5 protein-coding genes and 1 pseudogene are annotated in these 12,716 nt (G+C 62.3%); 5 read left to right on the top strand and 1 reads right to left on the bottom strand.

Features of this window, described 5'->3' with window-relative positions; genetic code table 11:
* Positions 1 to 53: 53 nt before the first annotated feature.
* Positions 54 to 1,535, bottom strand: coding sequence for a serine/threonine-protein kinase (locus BTIS_RS03970; RefSeq protein WP_245819263.1), 1,482 nt, complete (start codon positions 1,533 to 1,535; stop codon positions 54 to 56).
* A 160-nt stretch (positions 1,536 to 1,695) separates the two neighbouring features.
* Between BTIS_RS03970 and BTIS_RS12280 the strand changes: the two are divergent.
* The 5 genes and pseudogenes from BTIS_RS12280 to BTIS_RS03950 all read left to right on the top strand — a co-directional run.
* Positions 1,696 to 1,767 (top strand): annotated as a pseudogene (locus tag BTIS_RS12280) (zinc-ribbon domain-containing protein); the annotation flags it as partial.
* Between the two features lie 81 nt (positions 1,768 to 1,848).
* Positions 1,849 to 2,736: a serine hydrolase family protein gene (locus BTIS_RS03965; protein ID WP_169713047.1), complete on the top strand. Its 888-nt coding sequence runs from the start codon at positions 1,849 to 1,851 to the stop codon at positions 2,734 to 2,736.
* Between the two features lie 2 nt (positions 2,737 to 2,738).
* Positions 2,739 to 3,707, top strand: coding sequence for a serine hydrolase (locus tag BTIS_RS03960; protein ID WP_143248860.1), 969 nt, complete (start codon positions 2,739 to 2,741; stop codon positions 3,705 to 3,707).
* Positions 3,708 to 3,776: 69 nt separating this feature from the next.
* Positions 3,777 to 8,438, top strand: coding sequence for a PD-(D/E)XK nuclease family protein (locus BTIS_RS03955; RefSeq protein WP_158216832.1), 4,662 nt, complete (start codon positions 3,777 to 3,779; stop codon positions 8,436 to 8,438).
* The gene (locus tag BTIS_RS03950) at positions 8,438 to 12,586 is read left to right on the top strand and encodes an ATP-dependent DNA helicase (protein ID WP_094662845.1); all 4,149 of its coding nucleotides are present in this window, start codon (positions 8,438 to 8,440) and stop codon (positions 12,584 to 12,586) included. The genes BTIS_RS03955 and BTIS_RS03950 overlap by 1 nt, the downstream gene beginning before the upstream one ends.
* Positions 12,587 to 12,716 lie beyond the last annotated feature (130 nt).

Below are 12,716 nucleotides of genomic sequence, written 5' to 3'. Positions count from 1 at the left end.
TGCACACTACCCGACTACCGTCAGCACAACGTCGTCACGCCGCCATTCCCTGATCATCGACGTACTGCGCATGCGGTGGCCGGAGATTGCGACATCCGACGGTCCTGCCGCACGATGCTCACCTGAACGCATGTCTGATCGTCGGTCACATTCTCCAGACGCAGCGTGGTGGAATCCGTGAGCGTGGCCTTTGCCTCCTGATCTCCCGCATCGCCGGTGATGCGAGTCCACGAATACCGGTCGCCGTCCCGCGGATCCGGATTCGTCCAAGTGAAGGTGACCGACGTGCCGGTATATGATCCGCTCAGGCCGGTAGGGGAGGGAACCGTCTCCGACGACTGACCGTCAGCGTCATCCGTGCCGTTCGCATCGGACGAACCATCGGAGGAAGAATCGTCGGGCGATGGCGACCGGGACGATCCACCCAACGACGATATGCCACCGCCGGCGGTCGGAGCGGCACGCCCTCCCGATACGGCGTCGACATTCGGCAACACCAGCGTGATGAACAGCACAATCGCAACGATCGCCGCAATCGCCGCACCAGACGCCAGCACGATCCTGCGCCGGCCATGCCGCTCCGGTGCGGTCTGCGGCACGGAACCGAAACCACCGCCAGGGGCCTTCTGCGACGTGTCGCTTCCGGACCGGTCACCGACCCGCTGCGGAGGAAACTGCGGCACCTCCTCCACCGTCACCGGCGTCTGATGCCCATACTCGCGCATCTGCACGCGCTGCATGTCCCGTGCGAACTCCAGCGCCGAATAATACCGGTCGTCCGGATCCTTGGCCATCGCCTTGCGCAGCACATCCTCGAACCCCTTGGGCACGTCCGCACGTCGGATGCGCGGCAGATCCGCGTTGACGATCATCTGGGCCAGCTCATTGCGATCATGGACCTCATAGCCGTACTCGAACGGGGAACGCCCCACGAGCAGCGCGAACAGCGTGGCGGCAAGGGAATAGATATCGGCCGCCTCCGAGCCGGACGATCTGCCAAGCAGTACTTCGGGTGCCGCCCACGGAATCGAAAACCCCATCACGCCGGTGGCGTAGACGTTGGCCGAGATGCCGAAGTCCGCAAGCAACGGAAGCCCCTGCGCGGAGATGAGGATGTTGGCGGGCTTCAGATCGCGGTGGATGATGCCCTGACGATGGGCGGCATACAACGCGCTCGCCACATTGATGCCGCAGGACAACACCTCATCGACGGACAGCTGACGGCGCTTCATCAGATCCCGGCAGCTACCGGCACTCGCATATTCCAACACCATGTAGCCACGGCCGTCGGCGGTGATGCCAGCGTTATAGATGGTCACGATGAACGGGTGCTCGGAAAGCCTGGCCATGAAATCAGCCTCATCGTGGAATCGGCGTCGCACACCGGCGTCCGTGATCGGACGGTTGCCCACCTTGATCGCCACCTGACGGTTCGGCACCCGCTGGCGGTACAGGAACACAGTGGCCGTGCCGCCGGAACCCAGCGTGCGGATGAAATCGTAGCCTTCAAGATGAGGTGGATCGGCGAGCATCATGCAGTGACCAGCTCCTTGGAATCGCGGTTCATGCTGTCTGCATCCTACCGCACCCGTATCGGAGATCGCCGGGACACAGTCGGCAGGCGATGCCGACTCATGATTAGAATGTTCGCTCAGAAGAGCTGATATAGAGGTAGTTCAGGGAAGGGCGTTTGGCATGACAAAGATTTGTACACATTGCGGTGCTGCACTGGAACCGGATGCGCTGTTCTGCTCAAATTGCGGGGCACCGGTGCCGCCGGATGACGCCGGCTCAACGTCGGAGTCACCCACTCAGACCATGCCGAACCAGCCGGTTCCGGAACCTTCAATGACCGGGACCCAGCCGACCGGGGCTCAGACAGCTGGGACCCAGCCGAAGAAGACGAACGCAATAGTTCCGATCATCATCGCCGCGGTCGTGGCCGCCCTCGTCGTGACCGGCGGCGTCGCCTACGAGGTACTCAGAATCATGGACGGCAACGTGGCATCCCCCCAGCCAAGTGAGACTGCGCTGCAGACGCAGGCTCCAACGGCAACGCCAACTGTCAGTGGTACGCCAGCAACCGATTTGGATGCGGACAAGCTGCAGTCCATCGTGAACTCCTATTCCTCCACCGACGCGGCGGTCAGCGTGCGGCCGGTAGAGGACGGCGACGAATTCGATTCGCAGCAGGCCAACTCCAAGTTCGTGGCCGCCGGATTCTATCTTCCCGTGTATCTGTCCGCGAAGGATGCCGGTAACGCATCCGCGATGTCCTCCGCCGAATCCATGATGCGCACCATGAGCAACGACGATGGCAATACCGCCATCGGTGATCTTGGCGGACTATCGGCCCTGAACGGCTGGGCGTCCGGTGCCGGCTACGGCAACACCGACTTCCAGCGCATGTTCGGCGATGTGGCCGCATCCAACTCCGGATACGAGAACTACACGTCCGCATCCGACGCAACCAAGATGCTCGCCGCCACAGCCAAGGCCGGAGGCACCGACCTGATGTCCTTCGATCTGGCAAGCGAAGGGGTGAACGCGCCATCCGGCACCACGCTCAACGGCCATCGCGGACAGGGCATCAAGAACTCATACAACTTCTTCATCGTGATGAAGACCGGTAAGACGGACGTCGCCGTGGCCGTGCTCACCCAGAACATGGGCAAGGATCGTGCGGCAGCGCTGACCAGTGACATCCTTGCCGAAGTCGCCGCCGAGGTGAAGTGACCGTGGGAAAACACGTCCGTGCCAATCCCACGATCCATCATCCGTTCCGGATCATTGCGGTCGCGCTGATCACCGTCCTCGTCGTGGTCGGACTCGCCTTCGCGGCATCCACGCGTCTGATCGTCAAGACCGTGCCGGACGCATCGGCCAGTGCCTCGTCCGAAGCCGAAAAACAGTCGTCACCCACCGATTCCGCAACCTCCACACCCAGTGAAAACCCGACGGATGTCGCCAAACAGGCCAAGCAGACGCAACTCGACACGATGAAAACCGCGCTCGAACAGCAGCTTGGCGGATACTCCGGCACCTGGTCTCTGTACGTGGAGGATATGACCACCGGAGCGGCCATCTCAATCAACGACCATCAGCAGCCCAGCGCTTCGGTGATCAAACTGTATGTGATGCTCGCCGTCTACGATCAGATCAGTCAGGGCAAGCTGACCGAAACCCCCAATATCGACGAACTGCTCACCCAGATGATCACCGTCAGCTCGAATCAGGCCACCAACACGCTGGTCAAGACGCTCGGAGGCGGCGATGCGCAGGCGGGCTTCCAGATCGTCAACAGCACGGCCAAGGCCAATGGTTTCAACGAAACCGCGATGAACGACCTGCTGTACGATTCGGGCACGCATGATTCCAGCCTCAAGCAGACCTCGGTGAACGACGCCGGTGCCTTCATGGCCAAGGTGTATCGGGGACAGCTGATCTCCGCCGATATGAGCGGCAGGATGCTCGATCTGCTGCTCAAGCAGACCCGCCGGACCAAGATCCCCGCAGGCGTGCCCGACGGCACCAAGGTGGCCAACAAGACCGGCGAGATTCCCGGTGCCGAGAACGACGCGGCGATCGTATACGGTACCAAGGGCGACTACGTGATCACCGTAATGAGCGAAAACGTGGAGAACTCCACGGCGCAGGCCAACATCCGCGCCATCTCCGGTACGGTGTGGGATGCAATGAACCAGTAGGATCGTAGATGCCGCGTAGCGAGTTGCAGAAAATCGCCACCCATACCCGATGAGGATAGGATGGGTGGCATGACGAAACAACGTACGCCATACGAGGCAATGACGATCGATCAGGCGTTTGCGCAGGCCCAGCACCTGCTGGAGGGGAGGGCGCTTCCCTACGGAACTGGGGACTCCGAGGATGCCCGGATCACACGCACCATGCTGGTGGCCGGTCCGCCGCGATCAGGTAAAACGACGTTTGCGCTGAAAGTGCTCTATGGCGGCAGGCCGGGAACCGCGGACAAAACCGCCTACGATGAGGCGACACCGACAGGTGCCGTGATGATCGTATCCAACCGCGTCATCGCCGATGAACTGAGCCTACGGGTGATTCGTGACGTGGGACAGACCTCGCTCGCCCGACCGGTGACCACGCTGGCGGCACTGGCGTTCCGTATCATCTCCGCCATGCGTGGCCGCGAAGGACTTCCCGGGCCGAAACTGCTCAACGGCGCCGAACAGGACGCCATCCTCCGTTCCGTACTGGCGTCACATATGGCCCATGTGCGGGCGGGCGACCAGTGTGACACCTGCCGACTACTCGCCGCGTATTTCGCATCCGCGAACTGGACCGGTCTGGTATCCGCGTCCGATGCGGCGAACCCGGACATGTCAGCGGGCATCGCGAACGCCAATGCCGGAGCCGGTGCCGCTGTCGGCAACATGCGCAGTGCCTCCACCGACGAACTGTTTGAACACGGCATCAGCGACGTGTTCATCAACCAGTTGCGCGACATGCTCGCCCGTATGAACGAACTCGGCGCATCCTCCTCCAAGGAGGACGCCATCATCGCCACATTGGCCGACGCCTCGGGCGAATCCGGCATACGCGGCGAACGGTTGGCCACACAGTGGAGGGCCGCGTTCGCGCTGCGCCGCGAATACATTCAGGCGATCAACGGCACCTACCCGAACGAATACCGGCTGGATGCGTCACGCCTGCTGGTCGAAGGCACCGAAGCCGTGCGGCAGGCGATACGCGAGGCGTTGCCGTCCGACGATGCGGCCATTCCCCGTGTGGTGATCGTCGACGACGTACAGGATGTGACGCTTGCCGGCATGGCGTTCCTGCAGGCGATCGAACGGGCGGGAGGCAGGCTGATACTGGTCGGCAATCCCGACGAGGCGGTGCAGGGCTTCCGCGGATCATATCCGGAGTTCCTGTTTCTTCGTGCCACGGAACAGCCGTTGGACGACATCATCGAAGATGCCGAAGCCGATTCCACTGATGACTCCACCACCGTGGCAACCATGGTGAACGACCGTAATCTGGGTCGTCTTGGCGCGTTCGCGGTACAGCTGATTCCTGAGGACAACACATCAGTGAATCATGGGGAAGACGGGAATGGCAAGGTCGCCAACGGCGTTGCCGGTACTGACGGCAATGTGTGGACCTCGCCGGACTCATTCTCCTACTCATATCGCGATCTGGTCGCTGCACGCACGTCGCTGGGCATCCTTTCCCTGGAACCAACGTCGGTGCCGCTCGCCGATCGACTGGGCAAGATGCCGCAATGGCCGGGCGCGGTGCCGATCACGTCGCTTGCTGTCCCCGGCAGCGACGTGCCGGCCGCATCCCCTGACGGCAGTGTGCGTGCGGCTCTGTACCGCAGCCCGGGGGAGGAACTCGACGACGTGGTATGGCGCATGCAGCACGCGCATACGATCGGTCACACGTCGTGGAACGACATGGCACTGATCGCCCACGACAACAGCACCGTGCGCACGTTCGGCGAACGACTGCGTCGCGAAGGCGTGCCGGTGCGCTACTCGTCGGTGACGAAACCTCTTAAGGAGGAGCCGTTCATCCAGGGACTGTTCGCCATCATCGAACTGGCCATGCTCCGGGAACAGGGCATTGACGGCACGTCGATGAATGCCCGGGCGCTTGCCGCATTCGTCCGCTCCCGCATGCGTATGCTGCTGCGAAGCCCGCTGGTCAGCGTGATGACGGCGGGGGTCGCACACCCGTTGCGCATATCCGTGATCGATGCCGCCATGAATGCGTTGGAATCATTGGCGCGTGTGATCGCCCAGCCCGAGCATGACGATACGGCGGACGCTGCGACGGCTGACGATTCGACGACGATGGATCGAGCGTTGCTGCGCACGATCATGGACGACTGGTATGCGCTGCGCGACCGGCTGCGTCATGACGACGCTGCGATCAACGTGGACGATTCGCTGATGGGTCAGGGGTCGTCGGCCGACACCGCATCCATGGGATTCGGCGTCGACGCCATGAATCTGCTGCTCGCCGCTGGTGGGGATCCCGCCGAACGGATGATGCAGGCGATCCACAAGGTGCTTGGCTCCCGCTTTGCCGTGGAATCCGATGAATCCGACACTGCATCACGGCAGCGAATCTGGACCGATCCGGAAGCCGCCGCATTCGAACGCGCATGGACGATGATCGGCGTCGTGGCCGGAAGGCTTCCCGCCATACCGTCGCGTGAGGCCCGATACGTGCTGTGGGAGGCCTGGCAGGCGGCCGACGTGGCCGAACGATGGCAGCGCCAGGCGTTGCATGACGATGCCGACGGCCGTGCCGCGAACGATCGACTCGACACCGCCATGCGTCTGTTCCAGTTCGCCGAATCCACCGGCGCGCAGCATGATGTGGTCGCGTTTCTGGCACAGGTGCGTGGTATGGAGCTTGAAGCGGATTCCCTCGCTCACGTCCGTCCATTGGAAGAGGCGGTGACGCTCACCACGCCGGCCGGCGCGATCGGACGGCGCTGGTCGCTGGTGTGGATGCCGGCCATGCAGCAAGGGGTCTGGCCGAATCTGGCCGCACGCAACACCATGTTCGGCGCCGATGATCTGGCCGACGTGATGCTCCACGGCCGACTGGCCTCCTCGGTCGCTTTGGACACTGTCGGCGATCTGGCTGCCCGCCGTTCGGAACGAGTGGCATCGGTGCTCTACGGCGAGAAGCGGAGTTTCCTCGTGGCACTTACCCGAGCCGAAGCGCAGGTGCAGGTGAGCGCGGTGTCGGATGACGACCATGTACCGTCGGACTTCCTGTATGGGTTGATGCCCGAACTGTTTGTACGTGAGGATGCCGAAGACAAGAGCCGATCGTTCACCCGGTACACCGAGGTGGGCGAAGAGGAACGATTCCACGGGTTGGAGCTCAGCCTTCGGGGCATCGTGACCGAGGCCAGAGCCATGCTTGCCGCAGGGAAGGACGTTGTTGGGGCCGAAGCCGTGCGGGATGCGGCGGCCACGCTGCGGTATCTCAGTGATCAGGGTGTTGCCGTCGCCGATCCGTCCAACTGGCCGTTCGTGTATGCCGACCCGGAGACATCTGACGACGATTTGCCGGATGACGCCGTGGTCTTCCCTGCCACATCCGTACCCAACGGATTGTCGAGGAAGGAGGAACGGCTGATCGATGATCGGACCGCGAAAGAGGAGGACACGTCGTCCGCCCCTACGGTGCGGCTTTCGCCGTCGGCGGTTGACGGCATCTGGAACTGCCCGGTGTGCTGGCTGATGGACAATCAGTTCGTGGGACCGCGCCCATCGACTGTGGCCACCGGATTTGGCACTGTCATCCATGCCGTGGCCGAACGTGCCAGTTCCGAAGGTCTGGACATGCCGGGCAATCAGCCGGGATCGACCCCGGAGGCGAAAATTGCCGCCATTGCCGACCGCATGCGCGACATCTATGCCGAACTGCGCGTGAATCCCGAGGATATCCCCACCGTGGCCGAGCGATATGACGCCATGGTCAAGGACCGTTCGGCAGGTACGCTGCTGCATCACATCGCCGAGTATTTCGTGAACAGCGCCACGGCACAGGGTGGACAGGGCGCATCCGAAGGCGATACATACGGACGCCAAGGCTTGAAGGGGGAGCCCGTTCCGGTTGGTACCCTCGAATCCGTGACGTGCGAGAAGCCGTTTCTCGCCCGGTTTGATCTGGATTGGATCTTGACAGCGTACAATGCCATGCCGGGTGTGACGCGGATCAGCCGTGACGATCTGTACGGCATGCTTGGCGCGCTGGTCGGCGGTTGGCCGGAAGGCATGCAGCCTGATCTGCAGGTGTGCATCGCGGGCCGTATGGACCGTGAGGAGACGCGAGTGATGGCCGATGGCACCCGTCAGCTGCGTCTTATCGACTACAAGACCGGAAAGGCACGGACCGTCAAGGAGAGCTTCAGCGATCTGCAGCTGGTGTGCTACCAGCTGGGCGAGCAGTTCGACGAACAGCTGATGCCTGATGCGACCGCCTCCGAAACTCAGCCCCGTAAGCTCCCGGAGATTCCCCTCATCGGACAGTCCGGACTGTTCTTTGTCAAGGACAAGGAAGCGCCATCGCATAGTCGTGTGAGCGAGGCCTGCTATCAGCCGGCCCTGTTCCGCAACGGCCATATCAATGATGGTTTCAAGCCGCGGTATTACCTGTCGTCCATCGACAAGCTGTTCGATGAGCCCGTACTACCGACCGTGCCGCCGGAAGGCGTCAGCGAGGCCGCGTGGAAGAGCCTGCTCGACCGTCGTGGCACACAGACCATCTGGGCGTTGACCATGATCGCGCGTGTGCTCTATGCGGCCGGAGCCGTACAGTCGACGCGACTGCTCGCCGACCCCGATGACAACCACATCAAGTATTGCCGGCACAAGGATGCCTGTCCCGCCTGTGCCGACGACATCACATCCGTATTGGAGGTCCGATAATGGCGGCGACTTTCGAACAGGCGGCGGTTATCGACGCCCCGGTGAACGACGACATCCTGGTGGTGGCCGGAGCCGGCTCCGGCAAGACCTACACGATGACGAACCGCATTATTGCACTGATCGAGCGTGGTGTACCGGCCGAACGCATCCTCGGTCTCACCTTCACCCGCAAGGCGGCATCCGAGCTGCTGGACCGTGTGTCCGGAGCCGTGACCAAGGCCGTGGCCACGGACGCGATCGGTGGAACCGATCCCGACAGCGCGTTCCTCAAGCCCGAGATCTTCACCTACGACGCCTTCTTCCAGTCAATCGTGCGACAGTACGGATTGCTGGTCGGCATGGACCAGAACACACAGCCGTTGAGCGAAGCCGGCGCCTACCAGCTGGCCTCCGACGTGATTGGCAAGCATATGGCGTTGCTGTTCGCCGTCTCGGAATCCGACGATGGGTCAAACGATTCCGTTCCCCATACCGACGGCGATGATGCCCCCGATATGGGACGGTTCTCCGAGTTGACCACTCAGCTCATGGACTTGTCTCATGCCATTGCGAACGCCATGATCGGCGGCGATGTGCTGACATTCCATGACGCCGTGGAACGGATTCGCGCCTGGGATGCCGCGTTCATCAAGCGACTGGATGCGCTGATCGGCGACGAGGTGATTCCCGAGAAAAAACCGTCGAAACCGAGGAAACCCAAAAAGTCGGGAAGTGCTGCCGAGTACGCGCTTCGTGTCGAAGCATACCGGCATGCCCGTGGTCTGTATCATGCCAATGCGTTGCGCGACGTCACCCGTCGGCGTGAACTGCTGCTCACACTGGCCGAGGAATTCCAGAACGCCAAGCGACGTGCCGGCATGGCGGAGTTCAGCGATTTCACCATCGCCGCATTCCAGCTCATCCGGCGCTTCCCCTCGATCGGTGAGGAATACCGTCGTCGTTACTCCCATGTGTTCCTGGACGAATATCAGGACACATCCACCACGCAGGCCACATTGCTCGCTGCGCTGTTCCACACGGATGGTGCCAGCGGCGGTACAGGCGCGCATACCGCTGTCAACGCGGTGGGAGATCCGTTCCAGTCGATCTACGCGTGGCGCGGTGCCAGTCCGGGGGCGTTCCGCATGTTCCAGCGTGACTTCGGCATGGATGCTTCGCACAACGACCCGGGTGCTCCATACAGGCCGTATGCGTTGACCTATACCCGACGCAATCCGCGCATCGTGCTCGACGCCGCCAACGATCTGACCATACCGCTACGCAGTGCGCCGCGTCGTCCGAGCAGTTCGCTGATGCGCGAAGTGGATGTGGACGTGCTCAATCCCTGGATCGAAGACGATGCCGCGACCTCCCCGCTGGGCACTGTCGGCGTGCAAGGCTACGTCACGCGCGGCCAGGAGATCGACGCGACGGTTCGATTCGCCCGCAAGGCCAAGGAACTGTATGGCGTGGACAGCCACGGCAAGACGATCGACGGCACGCACGTGGCCGTGCTGTTCCGTTCCAAGACCATGATTCCCAACTATCGAGAGGCGCTCGAACAGGCGGGTCTCACCTGTGAGGTAGTGGGCTATTCTGCGTTGCTCGACCGTCCGGAGATCAAGGATCTGCTGGCTCTGCTGCATGCGGTGGCCGACCACAGCGATACCGGTTCGTTGATGCGCCTCATGGCTACGCCACGATTCTCCATCGGTGCCAACGATCTCAAGATCGTCGGAAAACTCGCCGACGACGCGAACACGGAATACCGATATCGGGCGCTGGTGACCGCAGGATTCGCCACCGGACACGAGCCGCGACGCGATTGGAAGGGCATTGTCAACCAGTATCGTGACAGTGTGCCCAATGGCGTGTTCCTCGCCGATCTTCTCCTATCCGCGGACTTTGCCCATCAACTTGATGGCACGACGATTTCCCCGCGCGGTAGGCGACTGTTCCTGAAAGTCTCGTCCATGCTGCGCATCATGGAATCCCACATGCATCTGCCGTTGCCCGACATGCTGCACATCGCCGTCGAACAGCTTGGCCTCGATATCGACTGCGTGGTGGCGCAGGCGATCGCCGGTCATGACGGTGGGCATGCGCCTACGATGGCACGCGCGCCGATGGATGCCATTGCGGACCTGACCGATACGTACCTGCAGGAGCTGCCGGAGAATTTGGCACCCTCGCTGAGGGGATTCATCACGTGGGTCGACGCGTTGAGCAAAGTCCCGGAAACCGGTGCCGGGCAGAGTTCCGGCAAGGCCGACGTGACGCTGATGACCATCCATCAGGCCAAGGGGCTCGAATGGGATGCCGTGGTCGTGGCCGGCCTGACCTCAAAGGGATTCCCCAGCAATCAGGGTGATTCGTTGAACGTCAGCATCGAGCGGTACGGCAAAACGGATGTCGACGGTCAGTGGATTCCGCCGGAATATCAGGAGACCGCCCATACCTGGCTGGAGGATCGGACCGCAGTGCCCGTGCCGGTTCGCGTGGACTCCGCCATCCTGCCGAGGTTCCCGCATGACGCCGACGTGGACGGCGATGCGATCATGCAACTCAACGTTCTCGACACCGTGGAACGCGTGTACCAGGAGGTGTATGCGTCGGGCAAGGACGATCCGGTGGAGGACGCGGCGGATGATGCCGATGACGTATTCCTCAGTCAGCGTGAGGAATACGGACGACGGTTGCACGCCGACGAACGTCGACTCATGTACGTGGCGCTCACACGAGCCAAGCATGCCGCGCTGCTCACGTTCAGCGCTGAGCCGAACAATCTGTCGCGTATGACGACGACCCTTGCCCCGGATGATCTGACCGATGATCTGACCGATGATCTGACGGATGATTTGACCGACGACCCAACGGATGATCCAGTGGACGATTCGTCGAACGACGAGCCAACAGGTGTCAACAAGGCCGCCCTCGACATCGCCGAAACGATCATCGGCGAGTTGGAATCACATGCCTCGAACTTCTGGATGGAAGTGCACGAGGCGCTCGCCGGACGATCGGATGTCGTCGGCGTGCCGACGAATCTGCCGGATGAGCTCATCATGCCGGACGGCAGGGTGCGTTTCCTCTATGGTTTCTTCGCCGGCGACCATGCCGAGGAATATGAGAACGCCGTAGTCGGCGAGGCATGGCTCGAACCGGTCGCGCAGGCCGAATACAAGCTTGTGCCATGGCCGCGGCCATTGACGGATTCCGTGATCGAAGCCGTGGACCACAGCGTACGCGAAGTGCGCGCGGCGCATCCGAACGAATCCACAACGGTGGGAACCGGCGCGCCTCAGACACTGCTCGACTATGCGCGCAACGTGCTGGGCTCCCATGCCGATCGGAGTCTGGACATGGATATGTCCGCGCTCGAGGAACATGGCAAACGCATCCTCACCTCCGGCAGGCAGAACGTGACCTCCATCCAGAAGCGCATGACGCTTACGGACGATAATGCTCCCACCGATGCCAAGGCGCGTCGCGCATACGACCGCAAACGGTACCGGATGTGGGCGGGAGTCATCCGGCCGATTCCGCGCAGCTCCTCGCCGGCCGCGGAAGCCGGCACGCAGTTCCACGACTGGGCCGCCCGGTTCATCTGCCCGCAGGGCGACGGTATGCTCCAGACCGCGGATTCGATCGCCATGCCGTCGCAGGATATGCGTGCGACCATGATCGACGAGCTCGCGGAACGGGATCGGGCGCTCGTCGACGGCACTTTGGACGTGAGGGAACGCCACCTGCTCACCTGGCAGCATCGTCTGATCGACTCCCGATGGGCGAAGCGCAACGCGGTGTGTACGGAACAGTCGATCGTGGCGGTCATCGGCGGACAGGTTGTCAACGGCAAGCTCGACGCCGTGTTCTCCGGCGGTCTCGATGACCCAGCCGACGCCCGTCGATTCACCGTGGTGGACTGGAAGACCGGGCGTAAACCGACCGACACGCAGGACATCGAGGAGAAACTTGCCCAACTCGATCTGTATCGGTTACTGTGGTCCCGCATCAGGGAAGTACCGTTGGATCGCATCGACGCCACGTTGTACTACCTCAGCGTCGCCGACGAGTCGGAACGTGAACTGCACGCCCTGCCCAGAAGCGAGGACGAGATCATCGCCCGTATGCTCAAGGGCCTGCCAACGCAGTCCGACAACGACTGACGCGATCATGCCGCGGAAGCCAAGCCGCCCGCCTTCTCACTGGGCCCACGGAGTCACAAGGACCCCATGAGAACGCCGGAACCCTTGCTCATCGGATTGTCCGTATGAGTCGGTCGGTCCGATGATGACC

Source organism: Bifidobacterium tissieri (assembly GCF_002259645.1).
GTDB classification, from domain to species: domain Bacteria; phylum Actinomycetota; class Actinomycetes; order Actinomycetales; family Bifidobacteriaceae; genus Galliscardovia; species Galliscardovia tissieri.
Note: the sequence above shows the minus strand (reverse complement) of the source record. Positions and strands in the feature narration are given on the sequence as shown.